18 protein-coding genes and 1 tRNA gene are annotated in these 19,557 nt (G+C 56.1%); 12 read left to right on the plus strand and 7 right to left on the minus strand.

Annotation, left to right across the window (positions count from 1 at the left end; translation table 11 throughout):
• On the plus strand, positions 1-1,629 hold the full coding sequence (locus tag ACO6TI_RS21310) for an alpha-D-glucose phosphate-specific phosphoglucomutase (protein ID WP_422383328.1): 1,629 nt from the start codon (positions 1-3) through the stop codon (positions 1,627-1,629).
• Between the two features lie 113 nt (positions 1,630-1,742).
• On the opposite strand, the gene ACO6TI_RS21315 is transcribed toward ACO6TI_RS21310, so the two are convergent.
• Complete coding sequence (locus ACO6TI_RS21315; protein ID WP_422383329.1) at positions 1,743-2,453, minus strand: IclR family transcriptional regulator; 711 nt, start codon at positions 2,451-2,453, stop codon at positions 1,743-1,745.
• Positions 2,454-2,561: 108 nt separating this feature from the next.
• On the opposite strand from ACO6TI_RS21315, the gene ACO6TI_RS21320 reads away from it, so the two are divergent.
• The gene (locus ACO6TI_RS21320) at positions 2,562-4,892 is read left to right on the plus strand and encodes a cytochrome P450/oxidoreductase (protein ID WP_422383330.1); all 2,331 of its coding nucleotides are present in this window, start codon (positions 2,562-2,564) and stop codon (positions 4,890-4,892) included.
• Positions 4,893-5,174: 282 nt separating this feature from the next.
• On the opposite strand, the gene ACO6TI_RS21325 is transcribed toward ACO6TI_RS21320, so the two are convergent.
• The 3 genes from ACO6TI_RS21325 to ACO6TI_RS21335 all read right to left on the minus strand — a co-directional run bounded on the left by ACO6TI_RS21325 (position 5,175) and on the right by ACO6TI_RS21335 (position 6,307).
• Positions 5,175-5,663 carry a GNAT family N-acetyltransferase gene (locus ACO6TI_RS21325; RefSeq protein WP_422383331.1) on the minus strand — a complete coding sequence of 163 codons (489 nt, stop codon included), beginning with the start codon at positions 5,661-5,663 and terminating at the stop codon, positions 5,175-5,177.
• A 68-nt stretch (positions 5,664-5,731) separates the two neighbouring features.
• The gene (locus ACO6TI_RS21330) at positions 5,732-6,034 is read right to left on the minus strand and encodes a hypothetical protein (protein ID WP_144436172.1); all 303 of its coding nucleotides are present in this window, start codon (positions 6,032-6,034) and stop codon (positions 5,732-5,734) included.
• A gap of 183 nt (positions 6,035-6,217) precedes the next feature.
• Positions 6,218-6,307: transfer RNA gene (locus tag ACO6TI_RS21335), tRNA-Ser, on the minus strand.
• Positions 6,308-7,103: 796 nt separating this feature from the next.
• Between ACO6TI_RS21335 and ACO6TI_RS21340 the strand changes: the two genes are divergently transcribed.
• The 7 genes from ACO6TI_RS21340 to ACO6TI_RS21370 all read left to right on the plus strand — a co-directional run bounded on the left by ACO6TI_RS21340 (position 7,104) and on the right by ACO6TI_RS21370 (position 13,541).
• Positions 7,104-8,171, plus strand: coding sequence for a septal ring lytic transglycosylase RlpA family protein (locus tag ACO6TI_RS21340; protein WP_321188931.1), 1,068 nt, complete (start codon positions 7,104-7,106; stop codon positions 8,169-8,171).
• A gap of 60 nt (positions 8,172-8,231) precedes the next feature.
• Positions 8,232-9,434 carry a D-alanyl-D-alanine carboxypeptidase family protein gene (locus ACO6TI_RS21345; protein ID WP_422383332.1) on the plus strand — a complete coding sequence of 401 codons (1,203 nt, stop codon included), beginning with the start codon at positions 8,232-8,234 and terminating at the stop codon, positions 9,432-9,434.
• A 107-nt stretch (positions 9,435-9,541) separates the two neighbouring features.
• Positions 9,542-10,228 (plus strand): dTMP kinase, encoded by a 687-nt coding sequence (tmk, locus tag ACO6TI_RS21350; protein ID WP_055120588.1) that lies wholly within the window; start codon positions 9,542-9,544, stop codon positions 10,226-10,228.
• Entirely contained in the window at positions 10,228-11,289 is a 1,062-nt protein-coding gene (locus ACO6TI_RS21355; RefSeq protein ID WP_422383333.1) for a DNA polymerase III subunit delta', read from the plus strand. Before tmk ends, ACO6TI_RS21355 begins: the two co-directional genes overlap by 1 nt.
• A 92-nt stretch (positions 11,290-11,381) precedes the next feature.
• Entirely contained in the window at positions 11,382-12,188 is an 807-nt protein-coding gene (locus tag ACO6TI_RS21360) for a TatD family hydrolase (protein ID WP_422383334.1), read from the plus strand.
• Entirely contained in the window at positions 12,185-13,021 is an 837-nt protein-coding gene (locus ACO6TI_RS21365) for an MBL fold metallo-hydrolase (RefSeq protein ID WP_422383335.1), read from the plus strand. The genes ACO6TI_RS21360 and ACO6TI_RS21365 overlap by 4 nt, the downstream gene beginning before the upstream one ends.
• 40 nt (positions 13,022-13,061) lie before the next feature.
• Positions 13,062-13,541, plus strand: coding sequence for a regulatory protein RecX (locus tag ACO6TI_RS21370; RefSeq protein WP_282046755.1), 480 nt, complete (start codon positions 13,062-13,064; stop codon positions 13,539-13,541).
• 264 nt (positions 13,542-13,805) lie between these two features.
• Here the strand turns inward: ACO6TI_RS21370 and ACO6TI_RS21375 are convergent, their stop codons facing one another.
• The 3 genes from ACO6TI_RS21375 to ACO6TI_RS21385 form a co-directional block, all read right to left on the minus strand.
• A complete protein-coding gene (locus ACO6TI_RS21375; RefSeq protein ID WP_422383336.1) occupies positions 13,806-14,903 on the minus strand; it encodes a linear amide C-N hydrolase in 1,098 nt (365 codons plus the stop codon).
• Between the two features lie 85 nt (positions 14,904-14,988).
• A complete protein-coding gene (arfB, locus tag ACO6TI_RS21380) occupies positions 14,989-15,450 on the minus strand; it encodes an alternative ribosome rescue aminoacyl-tRNA hydrolase ArfB (protein WP_422383337.1) in 462 nt (153 codons plus the stop codon).
• A gap of 2 nt (positions 15,451-15,452) precedes the next feature.
• The gene (locus tag ACO6TI_RS21385) at positions 15,453-16,124 is read right to left on the minus strand and encodes a TetR family transcriptional regulator C-terminal domain-containing protein (RefSeq protein ID WP_055120576.1); all 672 of its coding nucleotides are present in this window, start codon (positions 16,122-16,124) and stop codon (positions 15,453-15,455) included.
• A 485-nt stretch (positions 16,125-16,609) separates the two neighbouring features.
• On the opposite strand from ACO6TI_RS21385, the gene ACO6TI_RS21390 reads away from it, so the two are divergent.
• From ACO6TI_RS21390 to ACO6TI_RS21400, 3 genes are read left to right on the plus strand one after another with little or no spacing between them, the layout of a single operon-like run.
• Positions 16,610-17,938 (plus strand): aspartate aminotransferase family protein, encoded by a 1,329-nt coding sequence (locus tag ACO6TI_RS21390; protein ID WP_409861328.1) that lies wholly within the window; start codon positions 16,610-16,612, stop codon positions 17,936-17,938.
• Positions 17,939-17,963: 25 nt separating this feature from the next.
• Complete coding sequence (locus ACO6TI_RS21395) at positions 17,964-18,251, plus strand: cupin domain-containing protein (protein WP_104701741.1); 288 nt, start codon at positions 17,964-17,966, stop codon at positions 18,249-18,251.
• A gap of 10 nt (positions 18,252-18,261) precedes the next feature.
• Complete coding sequence (locus ACO6TI_RS21400) at positions 18,262-19,518, plus strand: Zn-dependent hydrolase (protein ID WP_104701742.1); 1,257 nt, start codon at positions 18,262-18,264, stop codon at positions 19,516-19,518.
• Positions 19,519-19,557 lie beyond the last annotated feature (39 nt).

Here is a 19,557-nt window from a genome sequence, read left to right on the forward strand (position 1 = left end):
ATGGAAATCAAAACGATTCCCACCGCGCCGATCGACGGACAGAAACCGGGAACCTCGGGTCTACGCAAGAAGACACGCGTTTTCATGGAAGCGCATTATCTTGAAAACTTTGTTCAGTCCGTTTTCGACGCGATAGGAGGAGCCCAGGGCAAGACCTTTGTTGTTGGTGGCGACGGACGATATTTCAATGCCGAGGCAATCCAGACAATCCTGCGCATGGCCGCTGCAAACGGGGCAAAGCATGTAATCACCGGGCGAGGGGGCCTGCTGTCGACGCCAGCGGCTTCCAATTTGATCCGAAAGAATGCCACCGACGGTGGTCTGATCCTTTCGGCAAGCCACAATCCAGGCGGGATCGACGAAGACTTCGGCCTCAAGTTCAACATTCCAAATGGCGGTCCGGCTCCCGAATCCGTCACGAACGCATTCTTCGAGGCCACCTGCAACATCAACCGGTATCTGACACTGGACACGCCCGCCATTGATCTTGAAACAATCGGTGAAACACTGGTCGGGAAGATGACCGTGAGCGTCGTTGATCCAGTGGCGGATTACGCAGAGTTGATGGAAGAGCTGTTTGATTTCACAGCGATCCGGGAACACATCGCCAACGGGTTTGAAATCCGCTTCGATGCCATGCACGCCATAACCGGTCCTTACGCAAAAGCGATCCTGGAAGACGCGCTTGGCGCACCTTCAGGAACGGCGATCAACGCGATCCCTTCGGAAGATTTTGGCGGTGGACACCCTGATCCCAATCCGGCCTGGGCCAAGGATCTGATGAACGAACTGATGTCGGATGACGGACCTGACTTTGGCGCTGCGTCAGACGGCGACGGTGACAGGAACATGATCCTGGGACGGAACTGCTATGTCTCGCCCTCCGATAGTCTTGCCGTATTGACTGCCAATGCACATCTGGCGCCCGGTTACGCAAATGGGCTTGCCGGCGTTGCCCGGTCCATGCCGACCAGTTGCGCCGTCGACCGCGTGGCGCTGGAACTTGGTATCGAGTGTTTCGAAACTCCGACAGGATGGAAGTTTTTCGGCAATCTTCTCGATGCAGGCAAGGCAACGCTCTGCGGTGAGGAAAGTTTCGGAACCGGATCCGATCACGTCCGCGAAAAGGATGGTCTCTGGGCGGTCCTTCTCTGGCTCAACATCCTGGCATCGAGGAAATGCTCCGTGTCGGAACTTCTTTTGACCCATTGGGAAAAGTATGGACGGAACTACTATTCAAGACATGACTTCGAAGCACTTCCGATCGCCGACGCAAACGCTCTGATGGCGCGTGTTTCCGGGCAATTGAATGACCTTCCCGGTAAGTCCTTTGCCGGACTGAAGGTTACAAAGGCCGACAGCTTCGCATACGAAGACCCTGTTGACGGCTCGAAGAGCAGCAACCAGGGCCTGCGCATTCAGTTTTCCGGTGGCGCACGTGCCGTGTTCCGACTGTCTGGCACGGGAACCGAGGGAGCAACGGTCCGCCTTTACGTCGAATACCTTGAAACGGAGCCTTCGAAATTGAACGGGGACGTTCAACTGGCCCTTGCGCCTGTGATCGAGGCTGCACATGAAATTGCCGATATTGCCAAACTTGGTCGTCCCGGACCCGACGTGATCACCTGATGATTCATACCGATACGGGCAGGATATGTGCAAACAGCGCGCAAGCAGTTGTTTGCACACTTTCCCTTATCCACCCGGATCGCCGGATGCCCGCTAAACGGTTTTCGAGTTGTTCAGTTTTGAGTACCGCCAAAGCCCTGAGAAATTTGCGCTGCGCAATTCATCAGAAGTGGTGCCGCCATTTCGGTATCCAGATCGTCAAGCGCCACAACACCAATTGAAGCCTCAAGGGCAACCAGCCGTTTTCCGGACAAACGAAGGGGAGCAGCAATACCGACAGCACCGCGTTGCAGCTGGCCCCGTGTAATGCTGTAGCCATCACGTCTTGCGGCACGAACCTCATCAATGTCCTCGGGCCGTTCCGCACGCCCTGCGAGAATTGCGATACCGGCGGCACCGCGTGTCAAAGGGTGTCGGCTGCCGACACGGTAGCCGACGCGGATGAGACCTGAGTTTGATTCAGCGACAAGGATGGCAACGGCATCCATCCCGCGCGCGACCGACAGGAAGGCCGTCGCCCGGGTTTCTTCAGCAAGCTTGTTCAGTTCAGGCTCCACGATCGAGCGCAACTGGGGTTCCAGGCTTGAGACAAGCGCAAGGACGGCGCTTCCGAGAAAAATGTTGCCGTTTGCCGCGCGCCAAACAAAAGCATCCGCTTCCAGGGTCGCGACGATTCGATAAGCAATCGCGCGGTCGACCTGCAGCTTGTCAGCTAACTGCGCGACGGAAAGTCCATCAGGGCTGTCTGCTACGTGAGTGAATGCTTCCATCCCTCTTTGCAGGGTCTGCAGCAGATTTCCTTTCGGCCTGACATTGTCTTTCATCAAAACCTTCCGTTTCGAAACGGGACTTGACCGCGAAGTCGAAGCTTGCACAATGATTATAACGCGCAATTTTGTGCGATAAAAGTAAATGACTTCAGGAGAGGCCAATTGGCACGGTCCGAGAACCAGACGGACAACAGGTCCGGCGATAAAAGCGAAGCCGAAGATGCGGCCGGCAAATGCCCTTTCGCCCGGGAAGCTGAGGAATTTGACGCGTTTTCCGATCGCTATCAGTCCGACCCTGCCGAGGCGCTCCGCTGGTCGCGGGATCAGAAACCGGTCTTTTTCAGCCCGAAACTCGGTTATTGGGTTGTCAGCCGTTACGATGACATCAAGGCCGTGTTTCGTGACAACAGCATCTTCTCACCTCGAATTGCCCTTGAAAAGATAACGCCTGCGACACCCGAGGCGGTCGAGGTTCTCAAGACCTACGGCTACGCCATGAACCGGACCCTGGTCAACGAGGACGAGCCTGCGCACATGGAGCGTCGGCGAGTTCTGATGGATCACTTCTTTCCCGAAAACCTGGAAGCCAAGCAGGAAATGGTGCGCAGGCTCACACGGGAAAAAGTTGACGCTTTTATCGATTCGGGACGGGTCGATCTGGTGGAGGCCATGCTCTACGAAGTTCCCTTGAATGTAGCGCTGCATTTTCTCGGTGTTCCGGAAGATGACATCAACGTCCTGCGGAATTTTTCGGTCGCCCATTCGGTCAATACCTGGGGCAGGCCATCGGATGAAAAACAGCTCGCCGTTGCGCATGACGTCGGTCAGTTCTGGGTCTATGCCGGCAAAATCATAGAAAGGATGAAGAACGAACCGGAAGGCACCGGCTGGATGCATGAAACGATCCGCAAGAACGCCGAGATGCCCGATATCGTACCCGACAGCTATGTCCACTCGATGATGATGGCGATTATCGTCGCAGCCCACGAAACCACCTCGCTCGCGTCGGCGAACATGTTCAAGACATTGTTGAGCCACCGGCAGGCGTGGGAAGATATCTGCCAGGACGCCAGCCTGATCCCGAATGCCGTTGAAGAATGTCTGCGCTATTCAGGTTCAATCGTCGCCTGGCGGCGTCAGACAACCGCCAAGACCCGCCTGGGAGGCGTTGATCTGCCTGAAGGTGCAAGGCTTCTCATCGTCCAGGCATCCGGAAACCAGGACGAGAGGCATTTCGAGGATGGCAACACGTTCGACATCTATCGCGACAACGCTGTCGATCATCTGACCTTTGGCTATGGCAGCCATCAATGCATGGGCAAGAATATCGGCCGCATGGAAATGCGGGTATTCCTGGAGGAAGTCTCGCGCAGAATCCCGCACCTGCAGCTTGCCGATCAGGAGTTCAGGTATCTGCCAACAACATCTTTCAGAGGTCCAGACCACGTCTGGGTCGAATGGGATCCTGAAAAGAACCCTGAACGCCAAAAACCGGAAATCGCGGGTTCCGAAGTCCACTATCCGGTCGGCGCGCCTTCGCGTCGCGACATCGCCCGCAAGGTGCGTGTCGCGGATGTTCGGTGGGAAGCCGAAGGTGTCCTTGGACTGACGCTCCAGGACACCAGGGGGCGACCGTTGCCTGACTGGAGTGCGGGTGCCCACGTCGAACTCTGCGTTGCAGACTACGAGCGCAAGTATTCCCTTTGCAGCCGCCCCGGAGCAGAGGGTTACGACCTTGCCATCTTGCGAGAGGATGGCGGGCGAGGAGGCTCGCGGCATATCCACGAAACCGTGAGAAAGGGCATGGAGGTCAAACTGCGCGGCCCCAGCAACCTCTTCCGGCTGGACGAGATGGCGAACTCCTATCTCCTGATTGCCGGGGGCATCGGGATCACGCCGATCATTGCCATGGCAGACCGGCTCAAGGCACTCGGGAAAGACTATACGATCCATTATTGCGGACGCTCGCGCGGGAGCATGGCCCACCTTGTTCGCCTGGAACAGGACCACGCTGGCCGTTTGACGGTTTATGCCGCCGATGAAAACAGGCGAGCAGACCTTGCCGGTCTCGTCTCGGCACTGAAACAGCAGGGGCAAATTTATGTCTGCGGTCCGGAACGCATGATTTCTGCCCTGGAAGACCTCACCGTGGACCTGCCCGAGGGCATACTGCATTTCGAGCATTTTTCTTCGCGGGACACCGGTCTCGATCCGGAAAAGGAAGCAGGCTTCGATGTCGAATTGCAGGACTCCGGACTTTCCATCAAGGTCGCCGCAGATGAAACGCTGCTCGACGCCCTTCATGCAAAAGGCATCGATGTCGCATCCGATTGTCGTGAGGGATTGTGCGGAAGCTGCGAAGTGATGGTTCTGGAGGGTGACATTGATCACCGGGACAAAGTGATGACGCGCTCCGAAAGGGCCGGGAACCGGCGCATGATCGCCTGCTGCTCCCGCTCCCGAAACGGCGGACGTATCAAGCTTGCACTGTAACCGCTTTGGCGGTTCCATTCGCAGTTCCAGCAATGTCAAGACGCAGCGCCACCGGAAAGATTATTGCCGGAAAAGGTGTATCCATCCCGGCATTTCAGCGCATAGCGGCGCGTATGGGATCCGACACCGTGATGCGGCCTCGGGCACGGTGGTCTTTAATTCACAATCACACCAAAGAATATGGGTCTACAACGCCATGGCACTTCAGGGCGCAGGCGAGCCACCCTTGTGGACGTGTCTGTCGATCCGAGTGAATGATCGAATTGAACCCATGGCCAATAATCAGATTTGATCAGGATTGGTCCAGCGATGCTCGATATTCATAAGATTTGATTCTACTTCGATTTCTCGTTTCAACTCGACGAGTCCCTCGCGGTGATAGAACCTCAATGCATCTTTATTCTTTTCATAAGCCCAAACGGTTATCCAGTCACGGTCTGCCTTCGCCAAGTCGAGCAAACGCTTTCCAATACCCGTGCTTCGCTCCCCGGCAATCACGTAGAGCGCACCAATGTTATCGTCATCGCGGGTGCAAAATCCGACGATGCGGCTCCCCGTTTGCGCAACCCATACCTTGTCGGTCTCAAAGATATCTCGCCAGAAAGCCTGCATGGATCCGCGTTCGTCGAGTTCCGCCATCCACGGTGTTTCTTCTGCCCAATCGCGCAGGATATCGACGCATGCGACGACATCTGTTTTTTGTCCGGACCGGAAGTGAGGTGTCATGGAGATGTCGATACAGCACAATTGTGGAAAGGTCCACGATGGCATGAAAGCGAAACAGGAACGTCGGCTTTGGCTTCAACGCCGCCCCAACGCCGATATTCAGTCAATCCGTTTCAGTGTTCGCGACGGTCTTTGCGGAACCAGGACAGCAGCATCGAAACGGGATAGGCCAGGCCCGCTATTACAATGCCAGTACCGATTGACCCGAAGAGCAGGATCGAGGTCCAGAACGACCATGGTTCACTTGCCTGCTCAACGAAACCACTTCTCTGACCAAAGTGCATTCCGGTCTGGAGCGCCAGAACAACGTGTTGCTGGAGGATGTAACCTCCAAAAACGACCACGAGAGCACTCAAACTCCAGCAAAACAGTGCCAGGCGAACCTGTTCGGAATTCCGCATCTTTTGAAAATACACGGTCTGACTTTGTCTCGCAATCGATGGCCGTCCTACGCGTTTCCGAATATCGCTGACAGACCGGCAAGGCACTACGAGTTGGAAGAAACATTGGACGGTATTGGCTGTGTTTCATGGAAACAAGAACACCCATGAACAATGGGCGCGTGAGCTACGTTTCCAGGTACAAATCAGAAAAGAAAATGGCGGTGAGGGTGGGATTCGAACCCACGGTACGCTCTCACGCACGGCGGTTTTCAAGACCGCTGCCTTAAACCACTCGGCCACCTCACCTAAGCAACGGGTATGTCTCGCACATCGCTGCTCGTTCACACCGTTTCCTTTGTCTGGCGCAGAAAGTCAAGAGCCGGTTTTCCGACATTGTGTCAAAACAGAAAATTTGGTGTGGAAGCCGTATCACGGCGGAAGGTAGATGCTTTGGAATGTTCCGGTGCCGGGCGCCTTCAGGGTTGGGTAGGGCAGGACGAGCGCAGCGGCTCCGGAACATTGCCAAAGTGTGGGGGCCGCCGGTCCGGTGTCGTGGGCAGGGTTTTGAACCGACGGCCAATGCTGGAGGTGGGATCCAGCGTTGCTGTGACAGGGCGGTCATCAGCAATGAGGTCACTCTAGGCGGAACTGACAATGGCGGATGTGACGCACATCACAAGCTGATCCTTTGATGTTTTTTTCGCGACTGTGCCCTGTCTGCAACAGCGTAAAATTGCATTTCAATTGAGGAATTTTTCTATTGAAAACAAGTGCTTATTTAACATCCTCAGGAAACCGAAATCAGGCTCGTGAAGTTTCTTGTCCAAACGATCGAAAAACGATCGATCGTGGCCTCGACGGCCTATTTACTTTGAAGTAATAAACTTGCGATCTAAACAGGCGCTATGTGTGGGACGCACCGCGGGGGCAGTGTGTCTGTTAGGGAACCGGTCCTGAGGACCGGACCGTAGCCTGGAAACCGGATCACTTTGCAAGAAGTGCCGGATTATCGCGTGAGCTGCGGGGCCGCCAACGCGTAAGTGAGTAGGACGGCAGAATGCTAGGGACAGGCGTGCTAACTTGCCGGTGGGCAGGATCGTCTTTGGGGAAGCAGACCGGGGAAACAAGAGACCGCAGCAGCTGGCGACAGCTTGGCAATGTGGTGCTTGCGGTTGCCGCGCTTTCGGTTGTTGCCGCCTGCAGTTCGGCACCAAAGCAGAAGGCAAAATTCAGTCCTGAAAAATACGGCGTCAAAGCCAGCCCGCGGATGGTCGCCTCCGGCAAACCCGTTCCAAAGGGTGGCGGGAGATACGTCATCGGCAAGAAATACAAGATTGCCGGCAAGTGGTATTATCCCGAGCATGATCCGAACTACAAGAAAACCGGCCTTGCGTCCTGGTACGGACCGACGTTCCACGGCCGCAAGACTGCCAATGGTGAAATTTTCGATCGCAACGCGCTGACCGCCGCACACACGACCATGCCGTTGCCTTCCTACGCCAAGGTGACCAACACCGCGAATGGCCGCTCGATGATCGTGCGTGTCAATGACCGCGGGCCATTCCACGGCAACCGCGTGATCGACCTGTCCGAACGGGTTGCCACGATGCTGGGCACCAAGTCTGCCGGTGTCGGCAAGGTGAAAGTGGAATACGTTGGCAAGGCACCACTTCACGGCGAGGATGAAGAGTATCTGATGGCCTCCTATAACGGCCCGGGATCCGTTGTGCCGGGCGGCACCCAGCCTGGAACATTGCTGGCCCAGGCCGCGCCACCCCAAATCGTGTTTGGCAAGGTACCGGCACCTGCAACACGGCCGTATTTTGCCGCATCCACGGTCGCTTCCGCTTCCAGAACTCAGACCGGCAGGACTTTCGCAGCTGCCTTCGATCCGGCGATCGCCTTCGAAGCGGGCAACCCGACGATCAAGGTTGCTTCCAACAATCGCTTCAAGCAGGAACCAAGCACGTATTCGTCAAGCTTCGCACCGTCGAACGGCACACTTGGAACCCCTTTTCCCGGCCAACCGGCCGGTTTTGAAACGGGAAGCGCAATATCCTCCTATTCCGCAAACACGCGAATTTCACAAGCGCATGGTCTCTTGTCCACAGCCGGTTCATCCGGACTTTCCATGCGCCAACTGGCTGCTAGTATTCCAGAAGGCAAATAACGGAAAAACGGCATTCCATCATTTGCCCTTCGAGACTGACGTGTCAGGGTGATTGAACGCATGCGTAAACCGGTAGATGGAATTTCGGGACGCGGAATGCTGGCCTTCGCAAAACGCATGGCCAGCCTGCTGGTTGTGACTGGATTCACCGGAATTTTTTCATCCGCGTTCGCGGTAGAATCAATCGTGACGAAAGCGCCGAAGGCTTATCTTCTGGAGCCGAGTTCCGGCACTGTCCTTTATTCCAAGGCGCCTGATGAACCTTTTGTGCCCGGATCACTTGTCAAGGTCATGACAGCGGCCACAGTCTTCCAGCTTCTTGAGGAAGGCGAGGCGAAACCCGATCAGTTATGTACCGTCAGCGAACATGCCTGGCGCACCGGTGGCGCTCCCTCGCGCAAATCCACGATGTTTGCGGCGATCAAGTCGGAAATCGCGATAGAAGACCTGCTCAAGGGACTGCTGGTCCACAACGCCAACGATGCTGCCATTGTCTTGGCGGAATGCATCGACGGATCGGAAGAAGAGTTTGCTGGCCGGATGACGGATTTTGCCCGGTCCATCGGCATGACCAACAGCCGTTTTTCCAATCCGACAGGCTTCACCGAGCAGCCAAACAGCACGACGGTTCAAGATCAGGCCAAGCTCGCTGAATATGTTATCGAAAACCATCCGGATCTTTATCCGCTGTTCTCTCTGCCCGAGTTCACCTGGAACAGGATTTATCAAAGAAACAAGAACCCGCTTCTCGGAGAAATAAGAAATCTGGACGGGTTGGGAGGAGGCAATGTCCCCGAAGATGGTTATTCGGGACTTGCATCCGTGGACCGGAACGGCAGAAGGATCATCGCCGCAGTGGCGGGATTGAATTCCGACAAGCATCGGCTTCAGTCGCTGAACGAGGTTATCGGCGGCGCCTGGGAATTCTACTCGGTTCAGACAATCTATCCGGCCGGTGAAAAAATCGCTGACGGCAAGGTTTACGGAGGTATGGAAAGCACCGTGCCGCTTGTTGCGAAAACCGATATCGACGTTCTGCTGGCGCGTGGAGGCAGCCTGGAGTACCGCCTTCGTGTGGTCTACGATGGACCATTGATGGCCCCCGTTGAAGAGGGAACGCGGGTCGGCGAATTACGGGTCATTGGCAAGGAAGGCATCGTCTACCGGGCGCCGCTGGTCACCGGTGGTGCGGTGGCTGAAGGGACGATGATGAACAGGGCTGTCGACGGTCTGCAGGAACTTCTTTTCGGCTGGATCGGATAACTGCTCTCCGCACCATAAACATTTGCGCAAATCCCTGCTAAAAGCCTGCGGGTCAATGGGTATCCGATCGGAAACGATTGAAACTTGCGAGTGGAGCCAGGAACAGTTTGCCGGGACATTTCATAACATTTGAAGGTGGAGAGGGCGCAGGCAAGTCGACTCAGATTGTTCGGCTGAAGGCCTTCCTGGAGAGTTTCGGGAAATCCGTCATTGTCACGCGGGAGCCCGGTGGTTCTCCCGGAGCAGAAAAGATCCGTTCAATGCTTCTGTCCGGCGGGGCAAAGGACCTGGGACCGCGCGGTGAAGCAATGCTGTTTGCCGCAGCCCGTGCGGATCATGTCGACGTGACCATCAAACCGGCACTGGAACGCGGTGACTGGGTCCTTTGCGACAGATACGCTGATTCAACGCGTGTCTATCAGGGCGAGGCCGGTGTCGATCAGGACTATCTGAAACTGCTCGAGACAGCTGCCATTGCCGGCTTGCATCCCGACATGACGATCCTGATCGATGTTCCACCTGAAATAGGTCTCAGCCGTGTTGCCAAAAGATCCGAGAGCGATGAAAGCGGCGGGCCGGACCGTTTCGAAGACGAGGCTGTCGCAGTACACGAACGGCGCCGGAAACTGTTCCTTCAGTTGGCTCTGGAAGAAGCTTACCGGTTCACCATCGTGGATGGTTCCAGGGACGAGGATTTCACGGAACAGGCAGTCCGCAAGGCAGTTCTGGAGGCATTTTCCGGAGATCTCGTCGACATGGGCAAGTTGTCGCAAAGATCAGAGGTTCATCTCTGATGGCCCGCAGAAACGAACCAGTCGAAATTCCGGAAGTCGATGCAATCGCGGGATATCCGCTGCCACATGAACAGAAATTTCTGATCGGGCATCGTGATACAGAGCTTGCGCTGCTGAACGCCTATCGCTCGCAACGTTTGCATCATGCCTGGATTTTGGGCGGCCCCAAGGGGATTGGCAAGGCGACGCTGGCATTTCGGTTCGCGAAATTCGTCATTGCGAACCCTGACAGGTTCGGAAGTGTTGCCGCTGCGGCGCAGAATCTGAGCGTACCGGAGGACCACCCCGTTACGCGCCAGGTAACAGCCGGTGGACATCCCAACATTCTTCATCTTCGGCGTCCCTGGGATGAAAAAGCGAAGCGTTTCAAGGCGGATCTTCCGGTTGACGAGGTCCGGCGTACAGTCTCGTTCTTCGGCACGACTGCCTCAGCCAAGGCATGGCGTATCTGCATTGTCGATGCTGCGGACGACATGAATACAAGTTCCGCCAATGCGCTTTTGAAGACCCTGGAAGAACCCCCGGAGCGCTGCCTGTTTCTGGTTCTCAGTCACGCGCCGGGACGATTGCTGCCGACGATCCGTTCCAGGTGCCGCCGCCTGGACATGTCCCCCCTCGTTGTGACGGAGATTTGCGAGGGACTTCAGGCTCTTGCCGGCAATGCTGCGCCTGCATCTGACGATCTGACCGACCTTGCCCGCATTGCCGATGGCAGCCTGCGCTCGGCCATATCATTGCTGTCGGGTGACGGGCTTGAAATTGCAAAGGGATTACGCCGTCTGGCCGACAATTCCGCGCAACTGGATCTTGCCGCCGTACACACGCTTGCCGATCTCGTTTCCGCGCGAGGACAGTCGGACAACTGGGATAGTTTCCGGCATGTTCTTGGGGTCTGGCTTCACGAACGCATGCGTCAGGACGTGCAAAATGGAGTGCGGCAGGCCTATCGCTATGTCGAACTTTGGGAAAAGACCAACCGTGCGATAAGCGATGCCGAAGCGCTCAATCTGGACCGGAAACAAGTGGTTCTCGAGTTTTTTTTCGCGCTGCGCGCTGCGTGAGCAACACGGTACTTGGGTAAAAATCCGATTCCGGGTATCAAGGCGCGCCGTAACAAATCGCTTTGCAGTCATTTACAGTTCCAGGACACTTCATGCTTGTCGACAGCCATTGCCACCTAGACTTTCCGGATTTTGACGGCGAGCGAGACGCCTTGATCGCGCGCGCGCATGAGGCTGGCGTCGGCCTGATGGTGACGATCTGCACCCATATCCGAAAATTCGACAAGATCAGGGCGATCGCCGAAGAATACCCGGAAGTCTATTGTTCTGTCGGTACCCATCCGCATAATGCCGGCGCTGAACGCGGAATTCCGGTCGAGGAAATCGTCTCCCTGGCCGCACATCCCAAAGTCGTTGCGATTGGAGAAGCAGGCCTGGATAATTTCTACGACAAGTCCCCGCGCGACGCCCAGGCTGAAGGTCTCCGAACCCACATTGAAGCCGCCCGGCAAACCGGTCTGCCCCTGGTCATTCACTCCCGCGATGCCGATGAAGACATGGCCGAAATTCTGCGCGATGAAATGGGGAAGGGGGCCTTCCCGGCCCTCCTGCACTGCTTCTCATCCGGTCGCGAGCTTGCGATGACCGGCATTGAACTTGGTCTCTATGTTTCCTTTTCCGGCATCCTGACGTTCAAGAAATCCGAAGAATTGCGTCAAATCGCGAGGGTACTGCCGCCGGAACGGCTCCTGGTTGAGACCGATGCACCCTACCTGGCACCGCAACCAAGGCGCGGCAAGCGCAATGAACCGGCCTATACGGCGATGACTGCTGCCGTTCTTGCTGAGGTTCGGGGTGTTTCGGCAGAAGAAATAGCGGCCCAGACAACTGAAAACTTCTTCCGCCTCTTCAAGAAAGTACCCGGAAACGCAGGGCAGACAGGAGTTGTCTCGTCATGAGTGTAGAACTGACCATTCTCGGTTCAGGATCTTCTGCCGGAGTACCCCGAATTGGCAACGACTGGGGCGCGTGCGATCCCGATGAGCCGAAAAACCGGCGCTCACGTTGTTCTCTGCTGATTGAAAAACGCGGTGAATACGGCTGCACGACGGTGCTGGTCGACACGGGGCCTGACCTCAGGCAACAAATGCTTGCAGCAAATGTCCTCCATGTGGACGCTGTCCTTTACACCCACCCACACGCCGATCACCTGCACGGAATAGACGACTTGCGCGCATTCTGGCTTCTCAGTCGTCGTCGCATGCCTGTCTACATGGACACGGAAACCTATCGTCACGCCCGTCAGGCCTTCAAATACTGTTTTGAAAAGCCGGCCGGCTCCAATTACCCGCCAATTCTTGAACATCGGCTGATCGAACCTTGCAAGCATGTCGAGATCATAGGCGACGGCGGAACACTGACCATTGAGCCTATACCGGTAGCACACGGTGAAATTGATGCGCTTGGTTTCCGGATAGACAATGCCGCTTATGTACCAGACGTCTCGGATATCTCCCCAAATAGCCTCAACAGATTGAAAAAACTCGACTTATTGATCCTGGATTGCCTCCGAAGAGCACCACATCCGAGCCATTTCTGCCTGGAAGACTCGCTTGACTGGACGGGGCGCATCGCACCTAAAAGGACCATTTTTACCAATCTGCACTGTGATCTGGACTATCAAACTCTGCGTGACGAGTTGCCGGAGAACATCGAACCGGCGTTCGACAATATGCAGATCGACCTGACCGAGCTGGCCGAAGAAATCCACACACCAACACATGCCGGATAAGTCACGACCAAAACTACCGACCGTGGACAGATTGACCAGAGTGGCGATCCACTATCTGGAACGCTACAATTCATCTGCAAGCAACCTGAAAAAGCTCCTGGAACGTCGGGTTCTGAAAGCTTGTCGACATCATGAACGTGATCCTGGCGAATTCACGGAGATGATCGAAACCGTCGTTGAAAAATGCGTCAAAGCCGGTCTTGTGAACGATCGAACCTACGCGGAAACAAAGACGGCCAGTCTCAGACGTCGCGGCGGTTCCAGGCGCAAGATTGAAGCACAGCTGTCAGCCAAGGGTGTCGATCGCGACACAATCCAATCTGTACTCAACGACGACCAGGCGTCAGATGCCGAAGCAGCTAATGTCTATGCACGACGGCGTCGGCTTGGTCCGTTCAGAAAATCCGCCGACAGGATTGAGCGACGCGACAGGGATCTGGCGGCGATGTGCCGTGCGGGATTTGCGTTCGACATTGCCAGGCGGGTCATAGATGCAACGGACGAAGACGAAGGCGCTTAGTGCGACTTTATCAGGACACGGATGCATAGACACAGCTAAACCTCTGAGAACGCACGTCGTTTCACTTGTACAAAAATATTCCATAATATTGATTATGCGAATTGGCCATACACTTGTGGTCACACCTGTCGATGCCGGTCTCCATCTCCCCTGATGGATGGATCGGATTTCACCCTGATGAAAGCATCTTCAAAACCAACGTCTGGGTGAGACAGCGCGCTCCCAGACACCGGCGATTGGCGGATCCAGATTTTCAAGACCAGTCTAGTAAACGTCCTGGAGCAGACCGATCCCATCACCACCAAGGTCCGGCAAACTTGCCAGCGGCGCAGAGAGTATGCTGCTTGCGCCGTCAAATGCCTTCAGATCAAAGCGCGTAAAATTGAGCGCCTCATAAGCCCTGACATGATAGTGGCAGCGTGCCGTGTCGGAGAGCTGGGTCCACGTGGTGTATTCGGTCGAATTCTCGCTGTTCTCAAGCCCCAGGGTTTCGCCGAACGCGTCGCCTGTTTCGGGATCCGTAACCGACAACCCGCGCACCCGATCGAAATTGTTCATGATATGACTGAGTGTGCGCACGGCTACGTCAGGGTCGCAAACCTTCTCGGCAAACGTTGCAAAATAGGCAGCCTTGACGAACCGGCCGACAGACGTCGTGTCTGACGGAATACCCGCCATTGAAATACCGGCATCCGGCTGGCGTAAATCCAATTGTCCTAGTCTTCCGGCTGACCGGTCCCGATTGTCCAGATGTGCATAGTTGTTGATGTTGATCAGGTGCCAGGAGAACTGCGGTCCGTTTGTCATAACACCGACGGGATTATCGTAAATTGTGAGCTTTCCCTCGTGGAACTCGATGACAATCGCGTCGCCCTCACGGTCGTAGAGCGAATAGTGAAATGGCGGCTGGCTGCCCATTCCGTCAAGTGGTTCCAGCTTCAGTGTAACCGCCTCCAACGCGGCACGAACTTCGTTGACGGTCGAAAACTGTCCGAGCGCCCAGGCGGCCAGATCGATCACATTGAGCCCCGATGCCTTGGAAAGACGCTCCGGTTGCGGTCCGCCTGAATCGGGATACGCGAGGACATTGAATACAAGTCCGGCAGAATTCATGCCATCCACAATGGTATGGTTCTGGAAGGTCCGTGGCGCTGGCCGCACCTCTGGCGGAGCGTAAAAAACCCCGATAATTCCGTAGTTTGTGACGAAACGTAGAGGCGTGTCACTACCTGCTGTTTCAGAAGTCCAGGCCTGGCCCTGTGGAACAAAGGCAACCTCATAGGCCAGTTGCGCACCGAGTTCCATCGTGCGCCCGCAATAAACACGCCCCTTGGCGTCCCTGTAAATCAGTGACGTGCACACAAGCAATCCCCCACCACGTGTTCAAAGAACAGAAACAGCCCCGGCCTGAAACGAATGTACGACCGGAAAAGCCCACCTTTAGTGCTCAGTCGTCCAACTTCCCTGCCCGCCCTCGCATCTTCTTGATCTGACCGCGCTGCTTCTTCGCATCCAAACGTCGTTTTTTTGAACCAAGCGTCGGCTTTGTTGCCTTGCGCGGTTTTGGTTTTTCGGTCGCCCTGCGCAGCAGTTCAAGCAGCCGTTCGAGCGCATCCTCGCGATTGCGTTCACGGGTTCGAAACCGGTCAGCCTGAAGGATGATTTCACCATGCAGTGTCAGCCGGCTGCCGGCCAGTCTTGCGGCCCGGGACTTGACGTCCTGCGGCAAGGTTTCGTTGCCGGCCAGGTTGAACCGCAACTGGACCGCCGTTGAAACCTTGTTGACGTTCTGACCGCCCGGTCCGGAGGCGCGAACGAAATCTTCCGTGAGATCATCCTTCAGGATATGAAGACTTCCGGTAACCGGAATACGTTTGGAGGCAAAACGGTCCGAGGGATCATCGCTCATGTTCAGTCGTCGTTACCTGGTGCTGTCAGGCCGACCCCGTTCAAGATCAGTGTTGTAATAGAGGTTTCCGTTTCCTTGAAAAACACTGGGTCGCTCAGGTCTTTGCCTGTCAAGGCCCTGATCTGGATCGAAAAATCGGCGTAGTGCTGCGTGGTCGCCCAGATCATGAATATCAATTGCACCGGGTCGACCTGACGCATTTTCCCGGCGTCGATCCAGTCCTGGATGACCCTGGATTTTTCCGAGACCAAGCGTCTGAGATCTCCTTCCAGTATCGGAAGGATCTGAGGCGCACCTTGCATGACCTCGTTTGCAAACAGTCTGGAGGCTTCGGGAAATGTCGCCGACATTTCTATCTTTTGGCGAATATACGCTGCAAGCTCCCGCGCCGGCTCACCTCCGGGATCCAGAGTTTTCAGCGGAGCGAGCCAGACCTCGAGGATATGCGCAAGTGTTGCCTTGTAGATCGCTTCCTTGGACGAAAAATAGTAAAGCAGGTTCGACTTCGACATACCCGCTTCTGCCGCGATCCGCTCCACTGTTGCCCCGGAAAAGCCCTTTCTGGAAAACTCACTCAACGCGGCATCTAGAATAAGAGAACGGTTCCTTTCCTGGATCCGGCTCAAGCCTCCGTTCTTTGGTGTATCAGACGCCTGCCCGCCAAGACTCATCATGAAAAATTCCGATCACAGCCGAAATGGCTGCCCTTCCGATTGCCATTTTTGCGGGCGAATCCCCCAACCGAATTCGCTCCGCACCGGATCGTACCAGACGCTTCCGACAGCGTTAGACCAGAATTTGGTCACATAGACCGGAATTGCATCTTGACCATTTGGTCAAATTACACCTAGGGTAAATTGACCAAGTGGTCAGAAGGCTAATCGATCATTAGACGACCCGCAACGGGAGAAGTCTTGAAGGTTCGGCTGGATCTGACCATCATAAACAAAACCGGCAAAAGCCGGACGAGGCCAAAGGCCGGACAGAGGATAACAGGCGTTTCGCTCGGGTTGGATTACCTCGCGAGGCGCTTTGAACAGCGTGGGGAGAGGACCAGTGCTGCCGGAACTGCCGATGCTGCAGGACGGCGAACCGTGACTTTCTCTCCTTCACATGACGATCAACAGACGATCTGCTCAGGCAGACGCAAGGAGGATGCATGTCAGCTCCAAACCATGCTGCAACCAATAACCTCGAAGCCTTCTGGATGCCCTATACGGCCAATCGGCAGTTCAAACAGGCGCCGCGCATGTTCGTATCTGCAAAGGACATGCACTATACCACCGCCGATGGACGCCAGGTTCTTGATGGTACGGCGGGTCTTTGGTGCTGCAATGCCGGACACTCACGACCAAGGGTCGTCGAGGCGGTTCAAAGCCAGATAGCAGAACTCGACTATGCGCCGGCGTTCCAGATGGGACATCCGAAGGCATTCGAGCTTGCCGCCCGACTTGCGGCCATGATGCCCTCTCCGCTCGATCACGTCTTTTTCACCAATTCCGGATCTGAAAGCGTCGACACGGCCCTGAAGATCGCCCTGGCCTATCAACGCGCCATCGGTCAGGGAACCCGGACACGGCTGATCGGCCGGGAACGCGGCTATCATGGGACCGGTTTCGGCGGCATTTCGGTCGGCGGCATCGTCGCCAACCGCAGAACATTCGGTACGATGCTGACCGGTGTCGACCATATGCGCCACACGCACGATCCCGAGCGCAATGCGTTCTCGCGCGGCATGCCGGAAAATGGAGCCGAATACGCGGAAGATCTGATCCGTATCATCCAGCTTCACGACCCCTCAACGATTGCCGCCGTGATCGTCGAGCCAGTCGCCGGATCAACGGGTGTGCTCATCCCGCCCAAGCACTACCTGGAACGACTGCGGGAGATTTGCACGCAGAACGGAATTTTGCTGATTTTCGACGAGGTCATCACCGGATTCGGACGCCTCGGGTCGCCTTTCGCGACCGATTTCTTCGGTGTGACGCCAGATCTGGTAACGACAGCGAAGGGCTTGACCTCGGGCGTCATCCCGATGGGGGCCGTCTTCTGTTCCTCCGACATCTACCAGGCCTTCATGACCGGCCCTGACCACATGATCGAGTTGTTCCATGGCTACACCTATTCCGGTCATCCGGTAGCCTGTGCGGCCGCACTTGCAACACTCGACACCTATGACGAGGAAGGCCTGCTTACCCGTGCAGCCGAACTTGCACAACACTGGGAAGACGGCCTGCATGCGTTGAAGGACTGTCCGAATGTAATCGACGTTCGAAACCTCGGTCTGATTGGTGCTGTCGAACTGGAACCCATTGCGGGAGAGCCGACCAAACGCGCCTTTTCGGCCTTCCTCAAGGCCTACGATGATGGCATCCTGATCCGCACGACGGGCGATATCATCGCCCTCTCCCCACCCTTGATCATTTCCAGGGATCAGATCGACGAACTGTTCGACAAACTCAGGACAGTTCTCAACACCATCGACTGAGCCAGAAAGACGAAAGCTGAGCGTGATGCAAAGACCACCAGCGACCGCCACGCAACTGATCGACGACGACAGGGTCCGTGTGACTCGCTTCGACTTTGAACCGGGTGCGGAAACCGGCTGGCACCGGCATGGTATGGACTACGTCATCACGACATTGACGGACTGTCGGATGCTGCTTGAGGAACCGGGTGGTGAAAGCCGCGAAGTTCTCATTCCCTCCGGCACCGTCTATCGCCGCGATGAAGGCGTGGAACACAATGTAATCAATGGCGGGGACACACCCATGTCCTTTGTTGAAACCGAATTGAAATAGGAGATTTCCAATGGCAGCTCCGGGCGAAAACCTGAGGATCAACGCAGACCGTCTGTGGGACAGTCTGATGGAAATGGCCAAGATCGGTCCGGGTGTCGCAGGTGGCAACAATCGTCAGACGCTGACAGACGAAGACGCCGAGGGGCGCAGGCTTTTCCAGAAATGGTGCGAGGAAGCCGGCATGACGATGGCCGTCGACACCATGGGCAATATGTTCATGACCCGCCCGGGCACGGATCCCGATGCCCTGCCGGTCTATGTCGGCTCCCACCTCGACACGCAGCCGACCGGCGGAAAATACGATGGTGTACTTGGCGTGCTCGGTGGACTGGAACTGGTGCGGACGATGAATGATCTTGGCCTCAAGACCAGGCATCCGATCGTTGTTACCAACTGGACCAACGAAGAAGGCACGCGCTACGCACCCGCGATGCTCGCATCCGGGGTATTCGCAGGGGTCCATACCCAGGACTGGGCCTATGATCGTGAAGATGCGGAAGGCAAGAAATTTGGAGATGAATTGAAACGCATCGACTGGGTAGGTGACGAGGAAGTCGGAGCCCGAAAGGACAAGATGCACGCCATGTTCGAACTTCATATCGAACAGGGCCCGATCCTGGAATCCGAAGGCAAGGATATCGGTGTCGTCACCCACGGCCAGGGCCTTTCCTGGACCCAGGTCACCGTCACCGGCAAGGACAGTCACACCGGTTCCACGCCCATGCCGATGCGCAAGAATGCCGGTCTTGCGATGGCGAAAATCCTCGAATTGGTTGACGAAATCGCCTGGTCTCATGCTCCGCACGCCGTCGGCGCCGCCGGGCATATCGACGTTTATCCCAACTCGCGCAATGTCATCCCGGGCAAGACTGTCTTCACCGTAGACTTCCGCTCACCGGATCTCGCCGTCATCAAGGACATGGAAGACAGACTGAAGTCCGGCGGCAAGAAGATTTGCGACGACATGGGGCTCGAAGTCGAATTCGAGAAAGTCGGCGGGTTCGATCCGGTCGAATTCGATCACGGCTGCGTCGATGCTGTCCGCAGCGCCGCCGAACGCCTCGGCTACAGCCACCGCAACATCATTTCCGGCGCCGGACATGATGCCTGCTGGGTCAACAAGGTCGCCCCGACAGCCATGATCATGTGTCCCTGCGTCGACGGCCTTTCACACAACGAGGCGGAAGAGATCTCACGCGAATGGGCCAAGGCCGGTGCCGATGTCCTGTTCCACGCGGTGGTCGAGACTGCGGAGATCGTGGAATAGTACCGTTGGAGTCGGCCCAGGATCAGGTCCGGGCAGTCC

The sequence above is a fragment of the Roseibium album genome, from assembly GCF_965233825.1.
GTDB lineage: Bacteria > Pseudomonadota > Alphaproteobacteria > Rhizobiales > Stappiaceae > Roseibium > Roseibium album.

What these genes read in the sequence shown, in the direction of transcription:
- ACO6TI_RS21390 (WP_409861328.1), top strand. Translation starts at nt 16,610, where the DNA reads ATGTCAGCTCCAAACCATGCTGCAACCAATAACCTCGAAGCCTTCTGG.
- ACO6TI_RS21395 (WP_104701741.1), top strand. Translation starts at nt 17,964, where the DNA reads ATGCAAAGACCACCAGCGACCGCCACGCAACTGATCGACGACGACAGG.
- ACO6TI_RS21345 (WP_422383332.1), top strand. Translation starts at nt 8,232, where the DNA reads ATGCGTAAACCGGTAGATGGAATTTCGGGACGCGGAATGCTGGCCTTC.
- ACO6TI_RS21400 (WP_104701742.1), top strand. Translation starts at nt 18,262, where the DNA reads ATGGCAGCTCCGGGCGAAAACCTGAGGATCAACGCAGACCGTCTGTGG.
- ACO6TI_RS21315 (WP_422383329.1), bottom strand. Translation starts at nt 2,453, where the DNA reads ATGAAAGACAATGTCAGGCCGAAAGGAAATCTGCTGCAGACCCTGCAA.
- arfB (WP_422383337.1), bottom strand. Translation starts at nt 15,450, where the DNA reads ATGAGCGATGATCCCTCGGACCGTTTTGCCTCCAAACGTATTCCGGTT.
- ACO6TI_RS21355 (WP_422383333.1), top strand. Translation starts at nt 10,228, where the DNA reads ATGGCCCGCAGAAACGAACCAGTCGAAATTCCGGAAGTCGATGCAATC.
- ACO6TI_RS21365 (WP_422383335.1), top strand. Translation starts at nt 12,185, where the DNA reads ATGAGTGTAGAACTGACCATTCTCGGTTCAGGATCTTCTGCCGGAGTA.
- ACO6TI_RS21385 (WP_055120576.1), bottom strand. Translation starts at nt 16,124, where the DNA reads ATGATGAGTCTTGGCGGGCAGGCGTCTGATACACCAAAGAACGGAGGC.
- ACO6TI_RS21360 (WP_422383334.1), top strand. Translation starts at nt 11,382, where the DNA reads ATGCTTGTCGACAGCCATTGCCACCTAGACTTTCCGGATTTTGACGGC.
- ACO6TI_RS21325 (WP_422383331.1), bottom strand. Translation starts at nt 5,663, where the DNA reads ATGCCATCGTGGACCTTTCCACAATTGTGCTGTATCGACATCTCCATG.
- ACO6TI_RS21310 (WP_422383328.1), top strand. Translation starts at nt 1, where the DNA reads ATGGAAATCAAAACGATTCCCACCGCGCCGATCGACGGACAGAAACCG.